This is a genomic window from uncultured Subdoligranulum sp., from assembly GCF_963931595.1.
Classification (GTDB): Bacteria; Bacillota; Clostridia; order Oscillospirales; family Ruminococcaceae; genus Gemmiger.
Genome location: NZ_OZ007030.1, coordinates 168,832 through 194,127, shown reverse-complemented (window position 1 = coordinate 194,127; position 25,296 = coordinate 168,832). Strand labels below are relative to the sequence as shown.

At 52.1% G+C, this 25,296-nt stretch carries 19 protein-coding genes; 10 read left to right on the top strand and 9 right to left on the bottom strand.

The window, feature by feature from the left end:
* Positions 1–136: 136 nt before the first annotated feature.
* The 5 genes from ABGT73_RS00965 to ABGT73_RS00945 all read right to left on the bottom strand — a co-directional run bounded on the left by ABGT73_RS00965 (position 137) and on the right by ABGT73_RS00945 (position 7,470).
* Positions 137–1,024 carry a carbohydrate ABC transporter permease gene (locus ABGT73_RS00965; RefSeq protein ID WP_346667982.1) on the bottom strand — a complete coding sequence of 296 codons (888 nt, stop codon included), beginning with the start codon at positions 1,022–1,024 and terminating at the stop codon, positions 137–139.
* Between the two features lie 13 nt (positions 1,025–1,037).
* A complete protein-coding gene (locus ABGT73_RS00960) occupies positions 1,038–1,958 on the bottom strand; it encodes an ABC transporter permease subunit (RefSeq protein WP_346667981.1) in 921 nt (306 codons plus the stop codon).
* 165 nt (positions 1,959–2,123) lie between these two features.
* Positions 2,124–3,794: a sugar ABC transporter substrate-binding protein gene (locus ABGT73_RS00955; protein WP_346667980.1), complete on the bottom strand. Its 1,671-nt coding sequence runs from the start codon at positions 3,792–3,794 to the stop codon at positions 2,124–2,126.
* Between the two features lie 300 nt (positions 3,795–4,094).
* Positions 4,095–5,702 (bottom strand): response regulator, encoded by a 1,608-nt coding sequence (locus ABGT73_RS00950; RefSeq protein WP_346667979.1) that lies wholly within the window; start codon positions 5,700–5,702, stop codon positions 4,095–4,097.
* A 1-nt stretch (position 5,703) separates the two neighbouring features.
* Entirely contained in the window at positions 5,704–7,470 is a 1,767-nt protein-coding gene (locus tag ABGT73_RS00945; RefSeq protein WP_346667978.1) for a histidine kinase, read from the bottom strand.
* Between the two features lie 181 nt (positions 7,471–7,651).
* Here ABGT73_RS00945 and ABGT73_RS00940 point away from each other — a divergent pair, with 181 nt between their 5' ends.
* Complete coding sequence (locus ABGT73_RS00940; RefSeq protein ID WP_193503329.1) at positions 7,652–8,344, top strand: YesL family protein; 693 nt, start codon at positions 7,652–7,654, stop codon at positions 8,342–8,344.
* A gap of 73 nt (positions 8,345–8,417) precedes the next feature.
* On the opposite strand, the gene ABGT73_RS00935 is transcribed toward ABGT73_RS00940, so the two are convergent.
* Positions 8,418–9,914, bottom strand: coding sequence for an alpha-N-arabinofuranosidase (locus tag ABGT73_RS00935; RefSeq protein ID WP_204652169.1), 1,497 nt, complete (start codon positions 9,912–9,914; stop codon positions 8,418–8,420).
* A 97-nt stretch (positions 9,915–10,011) separates the two neighbouring features.
* Positions 10,012–11,172, bottom strand: coding sequence for a glycosyl hydrolase family 8 (locus tag ABGT73_RS00930; protein WP_346667977.1), 1,161 nt, complete (start codon positions 11,170–11,172; stop codon positions 10,012–10,014).
* A 541-nt stretch (positions 11,173–11,713) separates the two neighbouring features.
* Here ABGT73_RS00930 and ABGT73_RS00925 point away from each other — a divergent pair.
* Genes ABGT73_RS00925 through ABGT73_RS00915 form a run of 3 tightly spaced genes read left to right on the top strand, consistent with a single transcriptional unit; the run spans position 11,714 to position 16,781 of the window.
* Complete coding sequence (locus tag ABGT73_RS00925) at positions 11,714–13,399, top strand: SGNH/GDSL hydrolase family protein (protein WP_346667976.1); 1,686 nt, start codon at positions 11,714–11,716, stop codon at positions 13,397–13,399.
* 34 nt (positions 13,400–13,433) lie between these two features.
* On the top strand, positions 13,434–15,587 hold the full coding sequence (locus tag ABGT73_RS00920; RefSeq protein WP_346667975.1) for a glycoside hydrolase family 3 C-terminal domain-containing protein: 2,154 nt from the start codon (positions 13,434–13,436) through the stop codon (positions 15,585–15,587).
* Positions 15,588–15,632: 45 nt separating this feature from the next.
* Complete coding sequence (locus tag ABGT73_RS00915) at positions 15,633–16,781, top strand: cysteine desulfurase family protein (protein ID WP_346667974.1); 1,149 nt, start codon at positions 15,633–15,635, stop codon at positions 16,779–16,781.
* A 67-nt stretch (positions 16,782–16,848) separates the two neighbouring features.
* Here ABGT73_RS00915 and ABGT73_RS00910 read toward each other — a convergent pair whose 3' ends face one another.
* Both ABGT73_RS00910 and ABGT73_RS00905 read right to left on the bottom strand, forming a co-directional pair.
* Positions 16,849–17,724, bottom strand: coding sequence for an AraC family transcriptional regulator (locus tag ABGT73_RS00910; RefSeq protein ID WP_346667973.1), 876 nt, complete (start codon positions 17,722–17,724; stop codon positions 16,849–16,851).
* Positions 17,725–17,758: 34 nt separating this feature from the next.
* On the bottom strand, positions 17,759–19,060 hold the full coding sequence (locus ABGT73_RS00905) for an ROK family transcriptional regulator (RefSeq protein WP_346667972.1): 1,302 nt from the start codon (positions 19,058–19,060) through the stop codon (positions 17,759–17,761).
* Positions 19,061–19,119: 59 nt separating this feature from the next.
* Between ABGT73_RS00905 and xylB the strand changes: the two genes are divergently transcribed.
* From xylB to ABGT73_RS00875, 6 genes are read left to right on the top strand one after another with little or no spacing between them, the layout of a single operon-like run.
* Positions 19,120–20,604 carry a xylulokinase gene (gene xylB / locus ABGT73_RS00900; RefSeq protein WP_346667971.1) on the top strand — a complete coding sequence of 495 codons (1,485 nt, stop codon included), beginning with the start codon at positions 19,120–19,122 and terminating at the stop codon, positions 20,602–20,604.
* Between the two features lie 28 nt (positions 20,605–20,632).
* A complete protein-coding gene (locus ABGT73_RS00895) occupies positions 20,633–21,274 on the top strand; it encodes a DUF4867 family protein (RefSeq protein ID WP_346667970.1) in 642 nt (213 codons plus the stop codon).
* Positions 21,275–21,310: 36 nt separating this feature from the next.
* Positions 21,311–22,801 carry a fucose isomerase gene (locus ABGT73_RS00890; protein ID WP_346667969.1) on the top strand — a complete coding sequence of 497 codons (1,491 nt, stop codon included), beginning with the start codon at positions 21,311–21,313 and terminating at the stop codon, positions 22,799–22,801.
* Positions 22,802–22,848: 47 nt separating this feature from the next.
* The gene (fsa, locus tag ABGT73_RS00885; RefSeq protein WP_346667968.1) at positions 22,849–23,508 is read left to right on the top strand and encodes a fructose-6-phosphate aldolase; all 660 of its coding nucleotides are present in this window, start codon (positions 22,849–22,851) and stop codon (positions 23,506–23,508) included.
* A gap of 1 nt (position 23,509) precedes the next feature.
* Positions 23,510–24,361, top strand: coding sequence for a transketolase (locus ABGT73_RS00880; RefSeq protein WP_346667967.1), 852 nt, complete (start codon positions 23,510–23,512; stop codon positions 24,359–24,361).
* Positions 24,358–25,296: a transketolase family protein gene (locus tag ABGT73_RS00875; protein ID WP_346667966.1), complete on the top strand. Its 939-nt coding sequence runs from the start codon at positions 24,358–24,360 to the stop codon at positions 25,294–25,296. The genes ABGT73_RS00880 and ABGT73_RS00875 overlap by 4 nt, the downstream gene beginning before the upstream one ends.

The window sequence follows — 25,296 nt, the reverse complement described above, 5'->3', positions numbered from 1 at the left end:
CAAAAATATAGAGCTATGGCCGCTGTATCCAGGAGGAAAAACCGATGCAGCGGCCATAGCTATTGAAGGGTGCCGCCGAACTGACTTTTCGTGTTACAGGCACTGGAAAACAGGGGCGGATGGCAGGAAAAGGATTTTACTCTTTTACACTGCCAATGGTCATGCCGGATACAAAGTATCTTTGCAGGAAGGGATAAAGCAGAATGATGGGAAGCATCGTCACCACAGTAGCGGCGGCACGCACGGTAACCGGCGTGACGGCTGCGGCAGCTGTGTTGCCGCCGGTGGTGGCACTGCCGCTTTGCTGCATGACAGAGGAAAGAAGCTTCATCAACTCATATTGCAGGGTCGTATACTGGGTGTTCATCCGGTTGTACAACATAGCATCGAACCAGGAGTTCCAGTGTCCGACAGCTACGAACAGGGCGACGGTGGCATACACCGGCTTGCACAGGGGCGAGATGATACGGGTAAAGATGGTGAAATCGTTGGCACCGTCAATCATGGCGGATTCTTCCAGCGCGCTGGGCAGACCTTCCATGTAAGTGCGCAGAACCAGAACGTTAAATGCGCTGATCATGCCCGGAATGACGTATACCCAGAAAGTGTTGGTCAGGTTCAGGTTGCGGTACAAAACCAAGGTGGGGATCATACCGCCGTTCACATACATGGTGATGACCCAGAACAAAGACAGCTGGGAACGGAACAAAAAGCGTTTGCGGCTGACGACGTAGGCCAAAAGTGCGTTCGTCACCAAGGCAAAAATCGTTCCCAATACCGTTCTGGCCACAGAAACGATAGCACCGGTGATGATGTTCTGCTGATTCAGAACCGTTTTATAGTTCGAGAGCGTAAAGATGCGCGGCCACAGATGGATGCCACCGCGTACGGCGTCGATACCGTCGTTGAAAGAAATCGCCACCGTGTTCAGAACAGGATACAGCGTAATGGTGACGAACAAAACCAGGAAAATGGTATTGCAGGTAACAAAGACTTTGTCCATGGTGGATGATTTGATTTTCATGTGTACCCTCCCCTTAGAACAATCTGTCTTCACCGGCACGTTTGGCAATCCAGTTTGCGCCGAGAATCAGAATAATTGCAACGACGCTCTTGAAGATACCGGCTGCAGTACCCAAAGAATAATCGTTCTGGCTGATGCCCCAGGTCAAGGTGTAGATATCAATGGTTTCCGAAACACTCTTGACCAGGCCGTTGCCAAGCAGATACTGGACTTCAAAGCCTGCATTCAATACGTTGCCAACATTCATGATCAGCAGAATCATAATGGTGGACTTGATGCCAGGAAGCGTGACGTGCCAGATTTTGCCCCACCGGCCGGCACCATCCAGAGTGGCTGCCTCATACAGGCTGGGATCGATGGAGGTAATGGCGGCCAGGTAGACAATGGCATTCCAGCCGGTTTCCTTCCAAACATTGGCAAATGCAACGATTGGCCAAAAATAACTCGGATTGGCAAAGAAGTTGATGGGCGAATCCAGAATGCCCAGGTTCACCAGCAGCTCATTGATGATACCGGTGGAAGACAGCGCATCGTGCAGAATACCGGTGACAATGATCCAGGAAAGGAAGTGGGGCATATAGGAAATCGTTTGAACAAGCTTTTTGCCGAGCATGTTGCGTACTTCGTTCAGCAGGATGGCGAAGATAATGGCCATTAAAAAGGTGGTCACCAGATTGAGAACGCCCATGGCCAGAGTGTTACGGATATCACGCAAAAAGACTTCGTCAGAGAACAGGAATTTAAACTTTTCCAGTCCTACGAATTGAGAGAAGAAGCCGTCTCTGGGTTTGTAGTTCTGAAAGGCCATTACCCAGCCTGCCAGTGGAACGTAATAAAATACGATGCCGTATACAAAAAAGATAGCCGCACAGACCATCAGAAATTTCTGGCGTGAAATCTCTTTCCATGTAATACGCTTTGATGGATTTTTCATTGGCGAGTCCTCCTAAGGAACGTGTATGGCGAATCATGTGTTGCAAACTAACGTTTAAGGAGCTTGCGGGTTGAATGCATTTCATAAAAAAAGTGGCCACGGCTACACCGTGCAGCCGTGGCCACTTGTATGTGTCAACGTCTGTGTCGCCTGCAATAACGGGCATCAAAGACCGGCACGGCGCTCAAGCTCAGTTTGCATTTCTGCCAAGAAATCCTGCGGATTGGCTGCGTTGTACGCAGTCATGTATTCATTCCAGGTGCTTTCAAAATCAGGCTCCATAACAACTTTGGGCAGCCATTCGTGTTTGACTTCGCCCATCTTGACCCAGGCAACACCACCGGGGGTTTCGGTAGTCATTGAACCGGAGTAAGAATACATCGGGAACCAGGGGCCCGGTTCTTCTTTCACAGAACCGATCAAATCAACGTAGCTGTCTACGCCGTAGGCATTAAACAGTTTCTGCAGCGGGGTGGACAGGCTGTCCAGGAATTCGCTTGCCTGCTGGTCGGGCTGCATGGCGTTCTTGCCGTCCCGGCTGGTGCCCAGCCACTGCGGCATGTAGGAATAGTTGCACATGTGAGAGGCCTGATAGGCGGGATCCGCGCACTGCATCCGCATTTCTTCGGTGCGGTAATACAGGCCGTTTTCATCCACCAGGTAATCCTCACCTTCAACGCCCCAGTAGCGAAGATCGTGAATCTCCTGGTCCAAGAGGTCATTCATGAACTTAAAGGCTGCATCAATGTCGGAGCAACTGGTAGTAACCGCCACACCGCTGGAGTTGTTCAACGTGTCGGCGTAGTTGTGCCAGCGGTTTTCCATTCCTTCGTCAATGGTCAGGCCCAGCGGAACGTAGTTGCAGCCCTGCTCGTCCAAACCCTGCTGTTTGAAAACATCATTGACATTGTACGCGAAGTTCCACCACTGGTCGCACATGCCCAGCACAGCGCCGGTGGAAAGCTTGGCGATGTATTCATCGTAGGTCTGGGTGGCGAATTCTACGTCCACGTAGCCTTTCTGGTATTCTTCGTTCAATTTCTGGAAATACCGCTTGGCAGTGGGCGTGGTATTGTAGTCAACCACCTGCATCGTATCCGTGTCTACAATGACAGAGCCGTCGTTGGGATACCCATCAAGGAACTGGGGTGCATTCTCGATGCAGAAATAGCGCCAGTCTTCGCAAAGTGCCGTGTAGGGAATGTTCTTGGTACCGTTTGCCATGGTGGGGTTGGCATCGGCATAGCTTTCCAGCAGATCGAAATACTGGTCCAGGGTTTTGATTTCGGGGTAACCGGCCCATTCCAGAACACGCGCCTGAATCCAGAAGGCTTCATCGTTATGGGTGGTGGAACGATCTTCGCCGTAGGTGTTCTGGAATACGTTGGCCCAATAGATTTTGCCGTCCTCCTGGCGGAACTTGTCCCACTCTTCGTCGGTGTACATCTCTTTCAGGTTGGGATACTTTTCCAGGTAATCATCCCAAGGCACCAGGACGCCTGCGTCATAAAGAGACATCATGGCATCGCCGCCATTGATGAAATCCGGATACTCGCCGCCGGCGATGATTGTGCCGATGGCTTCTGCGTCGGTCTGGCCGGTCAGCCAGGTCTCTTTCAGTTTGGCACCGGTCTTTTCGGCAATGATGTTCATAATTTCGTTGTCATCATTGATTTCGGAACCGGGCATTGCGATAAACATCGTAAATTCTTTGATCCCATCGGACGATTCGGACGATGCGGTGGAATCAGAGCCGCCGCCACATGCCGTTAAGCCCAGCAGCATGGCCGCGGACATACTTGCCGCAAATACGCGCCGCCACAATTTTACTTTCATAATTGGCCTCCTGTAAATAGATTTTTCGCCCCTTGCAGGCTTTTTCGATTTAAGTATATATACTAAAAATGTTTTACACAACCGACAAATTCTAGTAAAAACACCTGAAAATTATAGCTTTGCAAATTCAACGGAAGAGGAAATCGCGCTAAACAGCGAAACAATGATACAAAAAAGACAGGCAGTCCCCCGTCCTTGAAGTATTTTGGAAGGCAACATGCCTGCACTTTTGCTTGGTTTATCGTTGTTTTTTGAGAATGCAAAAAACGAAAAGCAAGTGTATGATTATTCTGGTGTGAATTATTTCCCGGGAAATTCAGAATGTGGTTTCTCGGTTTTGCTCTTCCGAAAATGGGAAGGCGTACAGCCTTTCAGCTCGATAAATTTACAAAGGAAATAATCCACATCTTTATAGCCCACATCTTCGGCAATGCGACCGATCCGCTTGTTTGTGTACAATAGCTGGTGGCACGCTTCGTTAATACGGTAAGAACACAAATAGTTTTTAAAGGACTGTCCGTATTTTTTGCGGAAGATTTGCCCTAAGTATGCACTGTTGATATAGTATTTTTTGCCCAAGCCCTGCAACGTCAGGTTTTCCGAGTAGTGTTCCTGGATTTCCTTGTCGATGGAATCCAAAATATCGGTGGAGATATTTTTTCGCAGAAGGGAAAGGTAGTCTGCATACTCGCGTGCAAAGCGGAGCAGATGCTGTCGGCTCCCGCGGGAAATTCCTTCCCGGAAAGACTGCGCGCTGATAAATTGCAGCATTTCCTTCTGGTTGGCTTCGTTGTCCAAATTGGATGCAAGATGCATAAGCCGGAACAAAAGATAATTTAAGTTCAGGGTGATATCTTTGTCATGTACGCCACGCTGCTGCATTTCGGCAAACAAATGGTCTATTTCGGAGCCGATGCGTTCCTGCTCATTCAGTTCAATGGCGGTAATCAACTGATCCAGGGTATCTTTGCACAAAACGGCTCTTTCTTGCGGAACCGATAACTCTTCCTCGTAATAATAGATCGATTTTTGCTGGCGGAAGGCGCAAAGGTTTTTCAGCTCGCAGACGGTATCATACGATTCAGAAACAGTGGTGATATCGTCCACTTTTTTGCCAACCAGAAATCGCAATTCGTGTTGTGTCGAAACGCCCAATTTCTTATAAAAATCCTGGATATACTGTGTTTCGGAACAGCCGGCATTTCGGGCAAGTGCACCGCTGTAAACAAAAGCAATCCCATACCCAACGCGATCCAACGAAGCGTCATAGAAACACCGGCTCCGGTCCTCGCCTAAAATTTGCACACAGCTTTGGTACAGGTCACGCTGCACCATACGGAAGTGGTTCTCATCATCGTCATCATCGCTGTCCGAAGAATGGCAAGCGGAAATTTCAATGTAACGAACGCCGTCCGAAAAATCCAGATGCTTATGCAGATAATCCACGCCGTTGGGATCATATTTGCCGAACAGCAACGAGATCAAACACCGGGCTTGATAGGCCAGTTCGTACTGCTCCGCCATTTTGCTGTTTTGCGAGATGTTATTGTATTTGCTGAGAATGGATAACAGATCTTGCTTTTCCACCGGTTTGAGAAGATAGTCGATACACCCGTAGCGCAGCGCTTTTTGAGCATAGGAAAACTCACTGTATCCGCTCAGAATCACGAAACCGGCGTTGGAAAGATTCTCCCGGCGAACAGTTTCCAGTAATTCAAGTCCGGTCATTTTTGGCATCATAACGTCGGTGATGACAAGGTCAACGGGTAACTTTTTTATGTACTCCAAAGCCTCCTGTCCGTCGGACAGAACGGCAGCCACTTCATAGCCTGCGGCGTTCCAGTCAATCAACGCCTGCAAACCTTGCGCAATACACTGCTCATCATCTACGATAATAACTTTTAACATGTCACTCCGCCCTTATTGCTTTGTTTAGAGGGAACCGAATCGAAACAAGTGTTCCAATGCCCGGCTCGCTTTCCACCGAGAACTGTGCAGTATCCTCCGTCATCATGCGGATGCGCAGGCAGGTGTTCACCATGCCTACGCGTCCTTTTTCTTTTAACATTTTCAGGCTGGCGTTGCGCATCCGGTCTTGAATACGTTCTGCCTCGGCCTCGTCCATACCGCCACCGGTATCTTCAATTTCCATGCAAAGCGCATCGTTTTCTGTATACACGCGTACAAAAATCCAACTGGGAGAAGATTTTGCTTCAATACCGTGCACACAGGCATTTTCCACAAAGGTGGTAATGGTCAATTTCGGAACCAGGATGTTCTGGCAATCTTCCTGCGCATTGATTTGATACGAAAGGCGCTCCCCGAAGCGATATTTTTGCAAGGCCAGGTACGCTTCAACAAACGCCAGCTCACGCTTAATGGTATTGGAATCCGAGGACCAATCCACGTTTTGGCGCACCATTATGGCCAATTTCTGTACCATATCGGCGGTTTCTTCTTCTTTTTTCAGGATGCTGTGCATACGGATGCTTTCCAGTGCGTTGAACAGAAAATGGGGATTGATTTGGCTGTATAAAGCCATCAGCTCTGCGTTCTGCCGGGCAATATCCATCTCCTGCTCTTTCAGTCGGCATCGGTAGACGGTGTCAATCAGGCTGTTCATCCGGTCAGCCATGCGGTTGTAGTTGTCCATCAGACTGCCGATCTCATCTTGACCGCTTGGCCCGGAAATCTTGATCAACACGTCGCTGTCTATCTGGTTGAAAGCTTTTTCCAGACGGAAAAGACGAGAAGTAATGGAATTCTCCAGCAGATTCATCAAAAGCTGCGGGGGAATAATGTTCAGGAGCAGCAGCAGAATCAGGATATGGATGTTTTGGCGAATCAGGGCTAAAACGTTGCCGCTTGGTTCCATCACATAGATGTCCAGATCTTCCCTGTAAAGGGTAAAATGCTGGGACAAGCCTACCGAATCAGACGGGGAGAATGTGTCATAAGGCTGCCAACGATAATTGGGCATTGCGTTCGTAAGCAAAATCCGGTTACCGCTGCATACATAAACTGAATAGTTATACCCCATGTTCTGGAAATCGCGGTCCAGCGTGCTGTAATTGATTTCAATACACGAAAGGCGCTCCGCCTTATCGCTGTAAAGGCCATTCATCCCACGTAAAAACAACACCTGGCGCCCATCTGTTTCATCATAAGAAAAAAGAAGCCGCGGGCTGTAGCCATCCGCAGTATACTGCTGATACCAGGGCTCCTGCGAAACGGTGGATAACCGTGCAAATTCACTGCCGTTTATCAGGGTTTCATTGTCTGCATACACCCGTATGACAGAATTTGTGATCCGGGAAACACCCTGCAGCAAAGAATTGTGGATGTATTCTCGGTAACTTGAAAAATAGTCCCGGGGACTGGCATATTGCCGGCTCACAAAATCCTGGAGGGAGTTATCCATATACAGGCTGGTAGAAATCAGCGCGGAATCTTCTGTGGCGGCGGAAAGCATCGACTGCACTGATTTGGTTATTTTTTCCATCTGGTGCAGCTGCTCGGCATGCTCGTTCTTGGTTAATGCATGTAAAATTACAATATCGGTCAAAAATATGGGGACCAGAATACATAAAAAATAAAGATATCGAAGTTTTTTCTTCAGGCTTAAGTTATTGAGAAAACTCTCCAGCTTGATTCTGACATGATGAAACCGGTTCATTCAAAGCTCCTTACCGGTGAATGTTGCAAAAGGACCTTGCTATTTTTAGCGGTGCAAAGTATAATGCCAGTATAATCCAGCCGCAGAACCATTGTCAATCAAATAACAGATTGAATGGTGTACAATCTGAATCGCTGTTTTTGGTGAATATTTACATCCTGAAAAAAAGGAGGAGAACTCATTGAGAGGCGTTTTTAATCCGGACAGCCCCCTGATGCGCGCCCTGGGCGTTGTGTGGGATCTTATTGTCCTGAATTTGCTGTTCCTGGTTTGCTGCATTCCGGTGGTCACCATTGGCCCTGCCATCACGGCTTTACATTATGTCACCACAAAAATGGCGGGTGAAAAAGACGGCACTCCGGTGGTCGGCAATTTTTTCAAGTCATTCCGGGCAAATTTCCGCCAGGGCGTACTGATGGGAATTCTTTTTGGGGCCGCAGGGGGATTTCTGGGCTATGATATCTATCTTCTATGGCATTCCGGGAATTTCCAAAACAGCATCTTTAAGATTTTGATTCCCGTGGCAGCAATCGCTTATATGATGACCTTCGTATATGCTTTCCCGCTGCTTGCAAGATTCAACAATACGGTTTTAGGTACCATACGGAATGCGTTTATCATGTCTGTGACCTCTTTGCCCAAAACCTTTTCCATGTTGTTGTTGATAGGCGCATGTGTAGCATTTACCCTGTATACACAGACCACATTGCGCTATGGACTGTTTTTGTGGTTTGCGCTGGGGTTCTCTTCGATTGCTTATGCAAATGCATTTGTTTTAAATGGCGTTTTCATGAAGTGCTCGGAGCAGTACTCTTCTCAGATAAATCAGGAGCAGTCTCAGGATACTACGGAGAATTCAGACGGCAAAAAGTAACCGTTTGACGGCATAGAATAAAGCAGAAGAGCGCAGGAGTCATCTCCGGCGCTCTTTTGCTTTGGTCTGGAAATCAGGCTTTCAGAGTAAAGGCAGCAACGCTGCATGCGGGCAAGAGGGAAGTAAAGCTGTTGGTACCAACAGTTATGTTTGTCAACGGCTTCGGCTCGACTTGATGGGGATTATCGAACGTATTGTAGGCAGCCGCGCCGGCACCATCACCGCTAAGAACCTGACCGGTGATGGAAGTAAACTTGCTCAGGCCATCCCAGTGAATTTCAACAGGCACAGAGGAATGATCGCTGAGGTTGACGACGGTAACCAGCACATTGCCGTTATGGTCTTCACTGGCGGAAACGTGCAAATTGGGAACCTTGCAGTCTGCCCCGTCTGCACCGATGAGAGCTGTTTCTGCGTAAGTTTCCAGCTGGCGAGCCCCCTGGTGGCCTTTGAACATATGGAACACGTGATACGTGGGCGTGCAAAGCATCCGCGGCCCGTCGGTAAGAATCATAGCCTGCAGCACATTGACCGTTTGTGCAATGTTGGCCATGACCACCGAATCACAATGATCGCCAAAAATGTTCAGGTTGACTGCAGCGACCAGGGCATCCCGCATAGCGTTTTGCTGGTACAGGAAATGGGGGTTGGTTCCTTCCTCCACATCAAGCCATGTACCCCATTCATCAATTACAAGCCCCAGATTTTTGTTGGGGCAGGCCTGCCGCATCCGTGCGGTGTGGTTTTCAATCAACCCTTTCATCTGAAGAGCTTTATACATGGTAATATAATACTCTTCGCGGCTGAACTTGGTGGCAGAGCCTTTGTGCTCCCATTCGCTGCCGGGAATGGTGTAGTAATGCAGGCTTAAAGCGTCTACCAGCGCCCCGGTCAGTTCAGCAACCCGTTGCGTCCAATCGTAGTTGAAATCACAGGCGCCGCTTGCAATTTTGTAAATCTTGTGGGAAGGATCGTAGTCCCGCAGGAAACTGGCATACTGACGGCACAGATCGGAGTAGTAGTCTGCGCGCATATTGCCGCCGCCGCCCCACATTTCGTTGCCGATTCCCCAGTACTTTACGTTCCAGGGTGCATCCTGACCGTTTTGCCGCCGCAAGTCGGCCATGGGGGAAACGCCGGGCATGTTGCAATATTCGACCCAGTCGCACATTTCCTGTACAGTGCCGGTACCTACATTTCCGTTGATGTATGCTTCGCATCCCAACTGACGGCACAGCTCCATAAATTCATGGGTGCCAAAGGAATTATCCTCCCGTACACCACCCCATGTGGTATTGATCAGCGTCTTACGGGAAGACTTGGGACCGATGCCGTCCCGCCAGTGATAGGTGTCTGCAAAACAACCGCCCGGCCACCGAAGGACGGGAATATCCAGCGCTTTGAGAGCGTTGACAACATCGGTGCGCATTCCATTCTGGTTGGGAATCTCGGAATCTTCGCCTACATACAGGCCGCCGTAAATGCAGCGCCCCAGATGTTCGGCAAAATGCCCGTAGATGTTTTTATTGATGGTGCCGACAGAGCGGTTGCCGTTAATGAAAATCAACATTGACATAGCCTCCTGAATGTGTGGTCCAGTAAACTGCGGTTCATGGAAAAAAGCAAACCGAAGGGGAAGAAAAAAATCGTTTTTTCGGTAGGGTACATTATACCGTTGCTTCTTGCGGGAACCAGATGCGGTAATGTCCGCTTAAAGCAAGCAGCGCAAAAAGATACAGGCAATTGTCATAATAACGCCGCGGTCCGGAACGGAGCGGAGTGCTAAAGAACCGGCGGAGCCATTCATCCGCGCAGGCGTCATCCAGAATCAGGGAACCCTGCGCAATGGTAGCCAGAAGCCCTACAGGATGCAGAGCATTTCCTTCAACGGGTGTGCCGTCGATCAGATAGATGCCGTTTGTTTGCCCGTGTTCCTTTTCTTCAAAAAATTGCTGAATATGTGCAGCTGTTTCTTGGGCCCAACCGTCTTTGTCCCCGAACCATTGGGCATCCAAAGCAATGTTGCCCAACGTGCGGTATGCATCGCTGAAGAACCAGTCGTGACGGTCCGGCTGATCACCCCGATGCGGGCGGCCGTCGTACTCGGCATATTCGGCACTCAATCCGGTACGGGCGTGGCAGGCTTTGCGCAGGTACTGGCGGCTGGCCGCTGCGGCTGCATGCCAGAAAGGACGGTCGCATTCGTCGCTCCACAGAGCAAAAAGTTCATAGAAATGCGGCAAATGATAAGAGGGATCGGTAAATTCACAGTTGGGAACGAATTTGATGAGATGGTTTTCGGGGTTCCACATGGGAAATCCGGAACCGGCTTCTTCGCCTTTGTGTACACATGTGTGCAAGATGCGCCGTGCCCAGGAAGCGTAATCCAGTACCCCTTCGCCGGAACCCCAGCGGTTGGCCGCAAAAAACAGGGACATGGCAAAAAATTCTTCGCCGTCAGGGGCAGGTCCATCGGAATTTTTGCTGCCGTCAGTATGACAGGACCAGGCAAAATAGCCGGCGTTTTCCCCTTCGGTGAGGTACATGTGGGTCACGACCCATCGCCACAGGCAGTCGAATTCCTTCTGGCGATTCATTTGTACGCAGAACATCATTGCGTAGGACATGCCCTCGGTACGGACGTCATGGTTCCCCGTATCCTCTATGTACATCATGTCAGGTCCGGCAAAATGGCAAAGGCGAACCCCCTCCGGACCATAGAACATCTCCTCAAATGTGCTTTCCAGCTTGTTGTCAATTTCGGCCTGCGAATATCCAAGCCGTTCCAGTCTGTTTAAATATTGCCCGCTATAGTAGGCACCTTCCATAATCATTTCAGCTCCTTCTGGACCGTGTAAGAGGTAACCGGTTTACGCGGTCTACTGATTTTGTGACTCACTATAGCAGGTTTTCTATTTTGAAACAAGCGCAAAAAGAGCGAAAAAAACGTTATGAAATCCAAAACCGCGAGGAATATAGCAAGAAATGAGAAAAGGCACTTTGTAAAAACACCTTTTGCCAGAAACCGAAAAATGGACGGGAACAGCAACATTTGCAAATCTTCTTTTTTCATTTCGATTTCCTAAGATATAGTGGGCAGAAATTCTCCATTCAAAAAGCAAGAACCCCATGCAACAACAGTACAAAAAAGAATTGCTTACAGATGCACATGTTTTTTTGAGGAAACAATGACAGTGATTAAAAATTGCTAACTTTATGCGTATGTCCCCAGATGCGGACAGAAAAATAAAAAAGCAAAATACAAGGAAACGTATAGCAAAAAATGAGAAGCACCACCGCGGTATAAGGCTTTATGATAAAGAAAAATAGCGGAACTCAAAAAGTTTATCATGAGAAGGTGTGCCTGAGATGCGTGATCAACGAATTGCTCCACGGGATCCCATCCCCCAACGAGAGGCTCTGTATATCCTGGTAGATAAGCCCGTTGGTGGCGGAGGCTCCGATGCCGAATCCAACCGATTCCCTGTTTTCTTGAACGATGAGCGTTTGGTAACATTCGCAAAAATCGTGGGTGGTGTTCAGGACGAGAAAATTCTAGAAATGCTGCGGACTGCTAAAGGATTCCGCCGGTTGGTTCACAGCATTGGTGTGAGCGTTGTCAGTGATGCGCCTGATAAAGCGGCCGTCTTTAGCATGTATTTTTCGGGGGAACACGGCACAGAAGGAGGCAGCGGCAAGATTTCTCTGTGTACCAACGGCGTCGAAACCATCCTGGAAATGGCTTCCGTAGAGGAACAAGATACGGATGCTGTTCCCGGCAAGTTCTTGATAGAACTCCCCCGTGAAGAAGACACCGCCCTTGTTACGGTCAAATTTTACCTTCATGACGGGTACCATGCGCCACGATTTGATCCGGATCCGCCGGTTGAATTTGATACGCCACAGTATAACGCAATGATTGCGCGTTCGTGCTTGAGTACAGGGAACAATGCACGGATCAAGCGGGTTCTGGGGGATCTGCGTTCTGGTAAGCCGATAACCCTAGCTTTTCTTGGTGGTTCTATCACACAGGGCGCCGGCGCAGTTCCCGAACAGGAAAAATGTTATGCCCGTCTGACCTTTGAAGCAATCCGGGACAAATACTCCTCTGCACCTGATCAAGTGAATTATATCAAAGCCGGCGTAGGCGGAACCCCATCACAGCTGGCTTTGAATCGCTATGATCGGGATGTCACACGCAATGGTACGGTATCCCCGGATCTGGTCGTGGTAGAATTCGCCGTCAATGATTTGGGGGATGAAACCAATGGATGCTGCTACGAAAGTCTGGTGCATCGTATCTGGAATGATCCCGGCGAACCGGCCGTTATTCTCTTGTTTTCTGTCTTTGCAAATGACTGGAACCTGAAAGAGCGGTTAGCTCCCGTGGGATGGCGGCATGAATTGCCCATGGTGGATGTGCTGGAAGCGGTCAGCCCCCAGTTCGGAGCAACGGCTGCGCAGCGGAGTGTGATTACCAAGCGGCAATACTTCTATGATACCTATCATCCTTCGAACGCTGGGCATCGCATCATGAAGGATTGCTTGATGTATCTGTTACAGCGTCTGGATGCCCAACAGAGTATGGCACCTGCCAAAGAAGCGCCGCCCTATTACAGTTTCTACTTCTCTGCGATGCAGGCGTATGACCGCAGTAACTTGCCACTTGACATCTCTGTGGACCCAGGAAGCTTTACCGGTACCGATGAAGATCTGCAGATGGTTGCATTGGATAATGACACTTACAATACAGCGCAGTTTCCTTTCAACTGGAAAAAAACGTCCGGAAAGAAACCGTTTCAAATGGAGTTGGTATGCAAGTCACTCCAAATGGTTTTTAAAGATAGCGCATCCTTGGATTTTGGAAGAATTCGCGTAACAGTAGACGGGCAGACGGTTGCATATTATGACCCGAGGGAAGTGGGATGGACCCATTGCCACGCAACAATTCTGTTTGCAGAAGAAACCGCCGGCAAGCACCACATAGAAATCTGCATGGCGCCGGAGGATGAAGGTAAGACCTTCACAATCCTTGGCTTTGGCGTTGTGCGCTAATGATACAAAATAAGAAGAAAGGGGTACGTACAAAATGAAAGATCGTAACCAAAAACTGGAACAATACCGGGAGCGGGCACGCGCACTGGTTGCACAAATGACGCTGAAAGAAAAAGTCAGCCAGATGCTCAGCTGGTCTCCGGCCATTCCGCGTCTGGGCATCCCTGCATACAACTGGTGGAACGAGGGCATTCATGGCGTGGGACGCGCTGGAACGGCAACCGTATTTCCGCAGGCAATTGGTCTGGCTGCGTCTTTTGATGAGGACTTACTGGGCCAGGTCGGGGAAGCCGTCGGCGTGGAAGCGCGTGGTAAATACAACATGTATCGCAGCTATCAGGACCGGGATATCTATAAAGGCCTGACAATCTGGGCGCCGAATGTAAATATATTCCGTGACCCGCGCTGGGGCAGAGGGCACGAAACCTATGGCGAAGATCCGTATCTGACCTCTCGCTTGGGCGTACGCTTTGTGGAAGGTATGCAGGGTGATGACCCGGACTATCTGCGCGCCGCTGCCTGTGCCAAGCATTTCGCAGTCCATTCTGGCCCTGAAGATCAGCGGCACTATTTTGATGCCAAAGTTTCCCAACAAGATTTGTGGGAAACGTACCTTCCGGCCTTTCGTGCACTTGTAAAGGAAGCCGGGGTGGAAGCAGTCATGGGGGCCTATAACCGCACAAACGGTGAACCGTGCTGCGGCAGCAAAACCCTTCTTGTGGACATTCTGCGCGGAAAGTGGAATTTCCAGGGGCATGTTACGTCCGACTGCTGGGCAATCAAGGATTTCCATGAAGGGCATATGGTCACGTCCGGCCCGGTGGATTCCGTGGCCCTGGCCGTAAACAACGGGTGTGATCTCAACTGCGGCGATCTGTACGCGTATCTGGAAGAAGCTGTGGCAGAAGGCAAGGTAAAAGAGGAAACGATCGACCGAAGCCTGGTCCGGCTGTTTACGACCCGCATGAAATTGGGCATGTTTGATGCGGAAGAAAAGGTGCCCTACAACAAAATCGGGTATGATGCGGTAGATAGCCGGGAAATGCAGGCCCTGAACCTGGAAGTGGCCGAGAAGGTTCTGGTTCTGCTGAAAAATGAAAACCATACCTTGCCGCTGGATAAAAGTAAGCTGCATCGGGTCGCAGTGGTCGGACCGAATGCGGACAACCGTAAGGCTTTGGTTGGTAATTACGAGGGAACAGCATCCCGGTATATGACGGTTCTGGATGGAATCCAGGAGTATCTGGGAGAAGATGTGCAGGTCCGCTACTCTGAGGGATGTCATCTGTATGCAGATAAGATTCAGGAACTGGCAAAACCCAATGAGCTTATCAGCGAAGTACGCGGCGTATGTGCGGAATGTGATGTGGTGATTTGCTGCCTGGGCTTGGATGCGGGCCTGGAAGGTGAAGAAGGCGACCAGGGAAACCAGTTTGCCAGCGGCGACAAGCAGTCTCTTTCTCTGCCGGGAAACCAGGAGTCTGTACTAAAAGCCTGCATCGAGAGCGGAAAACCTGTGGTGGTGGTGGTGCTGAGCGGCAGTGCGTTGGCCTTGGGCACCGCGCAGGAAGGGGCAGCCGCCGTTCTGCAGGCATGGTACCCCGGTGCCCAGGGCGGCCGGGCCGTAGCGCGTGCCTTGTTCGGGGAATGCAATCCGCAGGGTAAGCTGCCGGTCACTTTTTATCATTCGGATGAGGATCTGCCTGCATTCACGGATTATGCAATGAAGGGACGCACCTACCGCTATATGGAAAAAGAACCGCTTTACCCCTTCGGTTATGGCCTTTCTTACAGTCATTTTACCTTCCGGGATGCCAAGGCCGATGCTGCACAGATTGGGCCGGACGGTGTGGATGTAAGGGTAACGGTAGTCAACGACGGGCAGTACCGCGGCCGTGAAACCGTTGAAGTTTATGTCAAGGCCGAACGCCCTGGCACACCGAATGCGCAGCTGAAAGCACTGGCAAAAGTGGACCTTATGCCTGGGGAAGAAAAGTGCGTTACGCTGCATCTGCCGCAGTGTGCTTTTGCTCTTTGCAACGAGGAGGGCATTTCGGAAGTGCTGCCGGGTGAATATACCGTTTGGGTAGGAGGAAGCCAGCCCGATGCACGCAGCATCCTGCTGACGGGACAGAAACCACTCAACATCCTGCTGCATCAAAAGGAGAAAGTTGTTATCTCCGACTGATGTCCCCTCCTGAGCCCCATCTTTCCGTTTGTTGGAGATGATTTGATGAGTGATACGATTTACGCAGATCACGCTGCTACGACCCCGCTTGAACCGGAAGCCTGGGAAGCGATGTGTTATTGGCTTACTAAGGATTTTTCCAATCCGGCAGCCTTGTATCGAAGCGGAATTGCTGCACATCAAGCAGTAGAGCGAGCGCGCCAAAGCGTGGCAGAATGCCTGAGATGCAGCGCATCACAAATCTTTTTCACATCCGGCGGCAGCGAAAGCAACACGTGGGCAATCCTGAGCGGTGCCAGCAGAGCAGGCATCGGTAGCAGAGAAGTTGTCACTACGCCTATTGAACATCACTCGGTCGGTAGAGCATGCGCATCGCTAAAAAAAAGCGGAATAGCTGTATATACGTTACCGGTCAGCGAAGAAGGGAAAATAGATTTGCCTGCCTTGCTGCGGGCTCTGGAACGGCAGCCCAGATTGGTGACCATTCAATACGCCAACAACGAGGTAGGCACGATTCAGGACATTCCTACCATTTCCACCCTTTGTCAAAAAAAAGGTGTATTGCTCCATGTGGATGCTGTACAGGCAGTAGGGCATATCCCCGTGGCATTAGACGGCATCGATTTTCTCAGTGCTTCCGCGCATAAATTTGGCGGCCCCAAAGGCATCGGCTTCCTGTATGCACGAAATCCTGCTTTGTTGAAGCCTTTAATTTTTGGTGGCGAACAACAGAGCGGATTACGCCCCGGAACGGAACCGGTAGCTCAGATTGTAGGGCTGGCATGCGCGCTCAAACTAGCCTGCAAACAGATGGAGCAGCATGCCGCATTCAAACGAATGTTAGCAGAAGAATTTTGCCAAACACTTCGTCAATCTTGGACAGAAGTATATTTCAATAGTACCAAAGCAGGCTTGCCTGGTTTGGTTAGCGTGGGGCTGCCAGGCTACGAGGGTCAGAATCTTACCTACCGGCTAGATGTGGCCGGCGTGTGTGTTTCACCGGGTGCTGCGTGCGATAACACAAGGAGCCGCAATGCCTCCCATGTATTGCTGGCCCTGGGGGGAACTGCGGCTCGTAATGCATTGTGTACACTTCGGTTTAGTTTTGGCCGGGCCAATCAGCCCGGCGATGGAACGCAAGCTGCACAAAGGCTGGTGAAGATTCTTCAATCTATGCCCAAACGCTCTCTGTGATTGTCTTCTCGGAACCTTTTGTCTGAAACCGTACGAATTCAGACGGAGGGCGTCCGGCGGGTGCCTGTTATTCCTGCGGAGTAGAAAAGCCCAACCCCAACTTTCGGAATTCGCTGGGCGTACAGCCAATCTGGAATTTAAAAATCCGGTTGAAGGTGGCCAGCGAATTAAACCCCGAACGCATGGCTACTTCCGTAATGGGCAAGGAGAAATCCGCAAGCAGGGATTTGGCGTAGAGAAGCCGCCGCCCCAACAGATAATTGTGACAGGTAGTCCCTGTTATTTCTTTAAAAAGTCTTGCAAAGTGGTACTTACTGAATCCTGCTTCGTTGGCCAATTCGTCCAAAGACAAATCTTCTGTGCAGTGAGCGTTAATGTAATTACATAACATGGAAAAACGCTCTTGCTGTTCTTTTTGCCGTAGGGAAGAGATGTTTTCATGCGGTGCATTCTGATGGAGCTTGCGGCCTATGATTGCGAAAAAGTGCAGCATCAGCGAAGACAGCTCGCAATCCCGAAAGACCGCCGTACCAAAGTATTCTTCTTCCATCCGGGTCATCAAGGCCAGAAGTTGGTCGTTAAACTGCGGTTGATCCTGATATCGCAACAGCTTGAAGGGATGTAGAGTGGCAAAAAAAAGCGCAAGCTCGTGGAACTGCTCAAACATTGCGGTACTAAAATTCAAAATGTACCGTTCGCCCTCCTTTGGAGCTATAATGCTGTGCAATTCACCTGAGCCGATGAACAGTATGTCATGGGGTTTCAAATAAAGAATTTCGCCTGCAACGGTCACATTATAGGTGTTTTTAATCGGGCAGATGATTTCCCCAGGGACATGCCAGTGTAACGGGAAGTCTTCCGCTGAATTGTTGTGATATAACCGGATATTGGAAGCGAGTGTAAAGTCTACAGTTTCGGTGGTACCGTTCAATTTTTCAATCATAGAAAATTCCTCTTAATCATGACGGTAGCCGCAATCATAACTCTTCAACAAAAAGATTGATAAAATGCAATGCTGCACCAAGTGGAACAGCGTGCTTGGGGTAATGACAAAGGGAAATATATTCAGCTTCATCATCAAACGGATCGCGGCTGGCCGTCAGCCCCCGGAGCTCCTTTAAAAAAGGAGCGAGATATTGAGCAACATACCCACCCAGCACAATACGACAGTCAAACATCATACGGATTGTGGCAAGAGCCGACGCCAAATGGCGGAGATAATCTTTCCATAACGTTTGGTATGCTAAGTTCCCGGCTTCCAAGCCGGCAAAAAACTGCTCCACGGAGATACCCAAATCGGTAGAAATTCGATCAGAAGAACAGTAAGCTTCCAGACAGCCACGCAAACCACACTTACAGGAAAGCCCTTCCGGCTGCACACAAATGTGCCCGAACTCGCCGCTGCGGCCATTCAGACCGGTATAAGGAACACCGTTCATAAGGATAGCGCCGCCTACGCCACCTTCTAATGAGATATATGCCATGCAATCGGAATCTTGCTGAACGTACCATTCAGCATACCCGCCGCTGGTCGCATCATTACAAACAGCAACGGGGTAAGGGATACTACAAATCAGTGGATGGATATCTTGATCTCGCAAATTAAGTGTCGGTGCAGTGATCACACAAGTCCTATCGGCATTAAAAATCGCTGGTAGCGCGATTCCAATCCCCAGCAGTTTTTCGCGGTTCAGACCAAATCTGTTTAGAAAATTTTCCAAATCGGCTGCAAGGAAGTTCCCCATCTCCTTCATGTTGTTGCAATGGGGATGACCATACTTTTGGTATGCAATTTCATCCAGCCGGAGGTTAGCTGCAACAATCCGAAAATGACTTTCTGTGACAGAAACGCCCAAAGAAAAGCGCGCATTTTCATTAATAGTTAATTGAAGAGGACGGCGTCCACCCGTAGATTCTCCAACCCCATCGATGCGCACCAACCCCGCTTGTGTCAGTTCGTTCAGATTTTGATGTACAGTTGGCATACTGAAATTGAGGCTGTCAGCAATCTCCTGCTTAGAACATCCGGGTGCCTTGTAAATATATTGATAAATCTGGTTCCGGGTCAAGCGACGGCGTTCGGTAGGCGGCGGCGAAAGCTTTTTCATATATAATTCCTTTAACTTTTTAAAAGTGAAATCAATGTAAAACACTTTCATCTTACCCAACCGCAACAAAAAAGTCAACCAAATCATATATTTTTGTAGATATATGGTGATAATTTTCAAATGCTTTTGTTGGTTTTGATGATTGACACTGATGTATGCTTGCAGTATCATATGTAAAGAACTTATATAAATGTTCTTTATAAAAGAATAGCGAGAAAGGCGGTATTCTTATGTTGTATATCGGCGTAGATCTGGGTACCTCGGCGTGCAAATTCCTTCTGGTGGACGAAACCGGCAAGGTATGCAATCAGGTTACCCGGGAATATCCCCTGAGTATGCCCCACACAGGCTGGAGCGAACAGGACCCCGCTGCCTGGTGGCAGGCGTGTCTGGAAGGAATCCCCGCCCTGCTGCAGGGGTTTGATTCGGCGCAGGTGCAGGGCATCGGCATGGGCGGCCAGATGCACGGTCTGGTGGCACTGGATGCCGCCGACAGGGTGCTGCGCCCGGCCATTTTGTGGAACGATGGCCGTACCGCCAAGCAGACCGATTATCTGAACAAGGAAATCGGCCGAGAAACTTTGAGCAAATACACCGGCAACATTGCCTTTGCAGGGTTCACCGCCCCCAAGATCCTGTGGATGAAGGAGAACGAGCCTGAACTTTATGCGGCTATTGCCAAGATCATGCTGCCCAAGGATTATTTGGTCTACCGCATGACCGGTGTGCACGCCACCGACTATTCCGATGCTTCGGGCATGCTGCTCCTGGACGTGGAGCACAAGTGCTGGAGCAAGGAAATGTGCGAAATCTGCGGTGTCAAGGAAGAATGGCTGGCCCATCTCTATGAAAGCTGGCAGTTTGTGGGCACCTTGAAACCGGATGCAGCCGCCGCCTTGGGTCTGCCCGAAAGTGTAAAGGTCTGTGCCGGTGCGGGAGATAACGCCGCCGCAGCTGTGGGCACTGGCACGGTTGGGAAAGGTCACTGCAACATCAGCCTGGGTACCTCCGGCACGGTGTTCATCAGCAGCGAAGCATTCGGCGTGGATGCCACCAATGGTCTGCATGCTTTTGCCCATGCGGACGGCGGCTGGCACCTGATGGGTTGCATGCTCTCCGCTGCCTCCTGCAACAAGTGGTGGATGGACGACATCCTCAAGGTCACCGATAAGGACTACCCCGCCGAACAGGCCCCTATTACCCGGGACAAGCTGGGCCGCAACCCCGTCTTTTTCCTGCCTTACCTTATGGGCGAGCGCAGCCCGATCAATGATACCGACGCTCGCGGCACCCTCATCGGCTTGAGCATGGACACGACACGTGCAGATATCACACAAGCCGTACTGGAAGGTGTGGCGTTCGCCATCCGGGATTCGGTGGAAACCGCCCGCTCCATCGGCGTGGAGATCCCCCGGTCCAACATCTGCGGCGGCGGTGCCAAGAGCCCGCTGTGGTGTACCATCATGGCCAACGTATTGGGGATTCCGCTGGATATTCTGGTTACCGAACAGGGGCCCGGTTACGGCGGTGCGCTGCTGGCCATGGTCTGCTGCGGTAAATATGCGACCGTGCAGGAGGCCACCAATGCCCTGGTGCATGTCAGCCGTACCATTGAGCCTGATTCGGAGCTCACTGCCCTGTATGAAAAACGGTATCAGAAATTCAAGCAGATCTACCCCACCTGTAAGCCGCTGTTCAAAGAACTTGCCAAGTAACAAGTTAAGAAAAAGGGAGGAAAAACAAATGACCATCTATCCTGTTACTGCCCCCGAGTTTGCCCCTTACGGCCGTGTCATCACCGGATATGAAACCGAATGCAAGGCCGTGGTCGAGGCCCTGAACATTTCCACCCCGCTGCCGGAGGGCACCGACTATCTGGCTGAAGATCCGGCCCTGCAAAACCTGCCGGAATCCGCCGCACTGGGGGCTTCGCTCTTTGGCGGTATGCCCTTCCAGATGGGCTGGTGCAACGGCCACAACACCAAACTGAACTGCCTGGAATACCATCGGGACAGCGAGTTCAACCTGGGCAACGCTGATTTCATCCTTTTGCTGGCCAAGCAGGATGAGATTGCGGACGGCAAGCTGGACACCGGCAAGGTGAAGGCTTTCCGTGTTCCCGCGGGTACTCTGGTGGAAGTTTACGCCACCACCCTGCACTACGCCCCCTGCCACACCAACCCGGCCCAGGGCTTCAAGGTGCTGGTGGCTTTGCCCAAAGGCACCAACACCGACAAGCCGAATCTGCCCACCAAGGGCGGGGACGATGCATACCTGTGGGCCTGCAACAAGTGGTTGCTGGCCCATCCCGAATCCGGCGAAGCCGCCCAGGGTGCTGTGGCGGCCCTGACCGGTGAGAATATCGATATCGAAAAAGATTTGTAAACAGAATCATCCACATAGAAAACGGAGGAATTTGACATGAAGTCCACCAACATTCCCGAAGTCCGTCTGGGTATTGTAGCCGTCAGCCGCGACTGCTTCCCCATTGCCCTGTCCACCCAGCGCCGCCAGAACATCGTGGCCGCCTGCAAGACCAAAGGTTTTGAGCCCTATGAGTGCAGCGTCACGGTGGAAAACGAAGCCGATATGCTCAAAGCCGTGGAAGAAGTAAAGGCCGCGGGCTGCAACGCCCTGACGGTGTTCCTGGGCAACTTCGGCCCCGAAACTCCCGAAACCCTGATCGCCAAATACTTCGACGGCCCCGTCATGTTTGTGGCGGCTGCCGAGGGCGACGGCGATATGATCAACGGCCGCGGCGACGCCTACTGCGGTATGCTGAACTGCTCCTACAACCTGGGTATGCGCCACCTGAAGGGCTATATTCCCGAGTATCCCGTGGGCACCGCCGAGGAACTGGCCGACAAGATGGCTGAGTTCGTACCCATTGCCCGTGCCATTCTGGGTGTCAAGGACCTGAAGATCATCACCTTCGGCCCGCGCCCCCAGGACTTCTTTGCCTGCAACGCCCCCATCAAGGGCCTGTATGAGCTGGGCGTGGAGATCGAGGAGAACTCCGAGCTGGACCTGCTGGTGTCCTACAAGGCCCATGCCAACGATCCCCGCATCGCCGATGTCTGCGCCGACATGGCCGCCGAAATGGGCGAGGGTAAATACTACCCCGACCTGCTGGCCCGCATGGCCCAGTTCGAGCTGACCCTGCTGGATTGGGCCGAAGCCCATAAGGGAAGCAAGAAGTATGTGGCCTTTGCGGACAAGTGCTGGCCCGCCTTCCCGTCCCAGTTCGGCTTTGAGCCCTGCTATGTAAACTCCCGTCTGGTTTCCCGCGGTATCCCCGTCTCCTGCGAGGTGGATATCTACGGTGCCCTGTCCGAGTACATCGGCATGTGCGTCTCCGGCGATACCGTCACCCTGCTGGACATCAACAACAGCGTGCCCAAGTACATCTACGACGAGGACATCGCCGGCAAGTTCGATTACAAGCTCACTGATACCTTCATGGGCTTCCACTGCGGCAACACACCTTCCTGCAAGATGTGCGCCGACCGTGCGGTGAAGTACCAGCTGATCCAGCACCGTCTGCTGGAGCCCGCGGGCAGCGATCCTGACTTTACCCGCGGCACTCTGGAAGGCGACATCGCCGCTTCCGATATTACCTTCTACCGCCTGCAGTGCGACAGCGAGGGCAACCTGCGCTCCTATATTGCCGAGGGCGAGGTGCTGCCGGTGGCTACCCGCTCCTTTGGCGGCATCGGTATCTTCGCCATCAAGGAGATGGGCCGCTTCTACCGTCACGTCCTGGTGCAGAAACGCTACCCGCACCATGGCGCCGTGGCCTTCGGCCATTACGGCAAGGTACTGTTCGAGGTGTTCAAGTACCTGGGCATCGGCGATATCGCCTACAACCAGCCCGCCGGTAACCGGTATCCCACCGAAAACCCCTTCGCCTGATTGAATTGTCCATACGCGAAAAAATATGCTGAAAGGATGGTACTGTTATGAAATTCTTCATTGATACCGCTAACGTGGAGGAAATCCGCAAAGCCAACGACATGGGCGTCATCGCCGGTGTTACCACCAACCCCAGCTTGATCGCCAAGGAAGGCCGCGACTACGCCGAGACCCTGGCCGAGATCGCCACCATCGTGGACGGCCCCATCAGCGGCGAGGTGAAAGCCACCACCACCGACGCCGAGACCATGGTGAAAGAGGGCGAGGCCATCTACGCCCTGGACCCCAAGCACATGGTGGTCAAGATCCCCATGACCGCCGAGGGGCTCAAGGCCATCAAGGCGCTGAGCGCCAAGGGCATCCCCACCAACTGCACCCTGATCTTCAGCGCCAATCAGGCGCTGCTGGCCGCCCGCGCCGGTGCCACCTACGTCAGCCCCTTCCTGGGCCGGCTGGACGATATTTCTCAGCCGGGCATCGAACTGATTCAGAACATTCACGACATGTTCCTGAATTATCCCGACATTGAGACTCAGATCATCGCCGCCAGTGTGCGCAACCCCATCCATGTGAACGATTGCGCCCTGGCCGGTGCCGATATCGCCACCGTCCCCTATAAGGTCATTGAGCAAATGATTCATCATCCGCTGACCGATTCGGGCATCGAAAAGTTCAAAGCCGACTATGTAAAGGTGTTTGGTGAGTAATATGACAAAGGAAGAACGCTTGAAGCTGCAGATTGCAGCCTGCAAGGTGCGGATGGGCGTCATCGAGGCCACCCACGGGGCGAAGTCCGGCCATCCGGGCGGCAGCCTGTCGGCGGCGGACCTGTTTGCCTATCTGTACAACCAGGAGATGCGGATCGACCCCGCCAACCCCAAGTGGGAGGACCGGGACCGGTTTGTGCTCTCCAAGGGACATACCGCGCCGGGGCTGTACAGCGCGCTGGCCTACCAGGGATTTTTCCCGGTGGAGGACCTGCCCACCCTGCGCCACATTGACAGCTATCTGCAAGGCCACCCCAATATGAACACGGTGCCCGGTGTGGATATGTCCACCGGCAGCCTGGGCCAGGGCGTTTCCTGCGCCGCGGGCATGGCCAAAGCCGCCAAGTACCTGCACAAGGATGACGTTCGCGTCTATACCCTGCTGGGCGACGGCGAGATCGAGGAGGGCGAAGTGTGGGAATCTTTCCTCTTCGCCGCCAAGTACAAACTGGACAATCTCTGTGTCATTATTGACCTGAACGGGCTGCAGATCGACGGCCCCACCAGCGAAGTCATGCCCACCGACCCGGTGGATGCCAAGCTGCGGGACTTCGGATTCCGCACGGTGTCCATCAACGGCCATGACTTTGTCCAGATGGATGATGCCTTCCAGTACTTCCACTGGCAGACCGGCGCGCCCACGGCCATCCTGATGCATACCACCAAGGGCAAGGGCGTCAGCTATATGGAAAACCAGGTGGGCTGGCACGGCAAGGCCCCCAACGATGAGGAATACAAGATCGCCATGGAGGAGCTCAAGGCCCAGCTGGCGGGACTGGAGGCACAGCTATGAGTGAGGTCAAAAAGATAGCCACCCGGGACAGCTACGGTGCGGCGCTGGTGGAACTGGCGCAGGACCATCCCGACGTGGTGGTGCTGGATGCCGACCTGGCCGCCGCCACCAAGACCGGCGTGTTCAAGAAGGCCTACCCCGACCGCCATTTTGACTGCGGCATCGCCGAGAGCAACATGATGGCCACCGCCGCCGGCATGGCGGCCATGGGGCTTGTGCCTTTCGCCTCCAGCTTTGCCATGTTTGCCGCGGGCCGCGCCTTCGAGCAGGTGCGCAACTCCATCGGCTACCCCCACCTGAACGTCAAGATCGGCGCCACCCACGGCGGCATCTCGGTGGGCGAGGACGGTGCCTCCCACCAGTGCTGCGAGGATTTCGCGCTTATGCGCTCCATCCCCGGCATGACGGTGCTCTGCCCGTCGGACGACGTGGAAGCCCGCGCCGCTGTGAAGGCAGCCTACGAGCACCAGGGCCCTGTCTACCTGCGGTTCGGCCGTCTGGCGGTGCCTGTGATCCACGACGAAGCCAACTTCAAGTTCGAGATCGGCAAGGGTGAACAGCTCACCGAGGGCAACGACGTGGCCATCCTCGCCACCGGCCTGGAGGTGGGCGAAGCCCTCACCGCCGCCGAACAGCTGAAAAACGAGGGCATCCAGGCCCGGGTCATCAACCTCTGCACCATCAAGCCGCTGGACGAGGAAATTGTGATTAAAGCTGCCAAGGAATGCGGTGCCGTCGTCACCTGCGAGGAGCACAGCATCCTGGGCGGCCTGGGCGAAGCGGTGGCCGCGGTGCTGGGCGAGCAGTGCCCGACGAAGATGCGCCGTGTGGGCGTAAAGGATGTCTTCGGCCACTCCGGCCCCGCCTGGGACCTGCTGGAGCAGTTCGGCCTGCGCAGCGACGCCATCGTCGCGGCCGTGAAGGAGCTGGTCTGA

Coding starts and splice junctions, on each gene's coding strand:
- ABGT73_RS00935 (WP_204652169.1), bottom strand. CDS start 9,914: ATGTTGATTTTCATTAACGGCAACCGCTCTGTCGGCACCATCAATAAA.
- ABGT73_RS00915 (WP_346667974.1), top strand. CDS start 15,633: ATGAGTGATACGATTTACGCAGATCACGCTGCTACGACCCCGCTTGAA.
- ABGT73_RS00960 (WP_346667981.1), bottom strand. CDS start 1,958: ATGAAAAATCCATCAAAGCGTATTACATGGAAAGAGATTTCACGCCAG.
- xylB (WP_346667971.1), top strand. CDS start 19,120: ATGTTGTATATCGGCGTAGATCTGGGTACCTCGGCGTGCAAATTCCTT.
- ABGT73_RS00910 (WP_346667973.1), bottom strand. CDS start 17,724: ATGATTGAAAAATTGAACGGTACCACCGAAACTGTAGACTTTACACTC.
- fsa (WP_346667968.1), top strand. CDS start 22,849: ATGAAATTCTTCATTGATACCGCTAACGTGGAGGAAATCCGCAAAGCC.
- ABGT73_RS00905 (WP_346667972.1), bottom strand. CDS start 19,060: ATGATACTGCAAGCATACATCAGTGTCAATCATCAAAACCAACAAAAG.
- ABGT73_RS00875 (WP_346667966.1), top strand. CDS start 24,358: ATGAGTGAGGTCAAAAAGATAGCCACCCGGGACAGCTACGGTGCGGCG.
- ABGT73_RS00965 (WP_346667982.1), bottom strand. CDS start 1,024: ATGAAAATCAAATCATCCACCATGGACAAAGTCTTTGTTACCTGCAAT.
- ABGT73_RS00945 (WP_346667978.1), bottom strand. CDS start 7,470: ATGAACCGGTTTCATCATGTCAGAATCAAGCTGGAGAGTTTTCTCAAT.
- ABGT73_RS00955 (WP_346667980.1), bottom strand. CDS start 3,794: ATGAAAGTAAAATTGTGGCGGCGCGTATTTGCGGCAAGTATGTCCGCG.
- ABGT73_RS00880 (WP_346667967.1), top strand. CDS start 23,510: ATGACAAAGGAAGAACGCTTGAAGCTGCAGATTGCAGCCTGCAAGGTG.
- ABGT73_RS00890 (WP_346667969.1), top strand. CDS start 21,311: ATGAAGTCCACCAACATTCCCGAAGTCCGTCTGGGTATTGTAGCCGTC.
- ABGT73_RS00895 (WP_346667970.1), top strand. CDS start 20,633: ATGACCATCTATCCTGTTACTGCCCCCGAGTTTGCCCCTTACGGCCGT.
- ABGT73_RS00930 (WP_346667977.1), bottom strand. CDS start 11,172: ATGGAAGGTGCCTACTATAGCGGGCAATATTTAAACAGACTGGAACGG.
- ABGT73_RS00950 (WP_346667979.1), bottom strand. CDS start 5,702: ATGTTAAAAGTTATTATCGTAGATGATGAGCAGTGTATTGCGCAAGGT.
- ABGT73_RS00925 (WP_346667976.1), top strand. CDS start 11,714: ATGCGTGATCAACGAATTGCTCCACGGGATCCCATCCCCCAACGAGAG.
- ABGT73_RS00920 (WP_346667975.1), top strand. CDS start 13,434: ATGAAAGATCGTAACCAAAAACTGGAACAATACCGGGAGCGGGCACGC.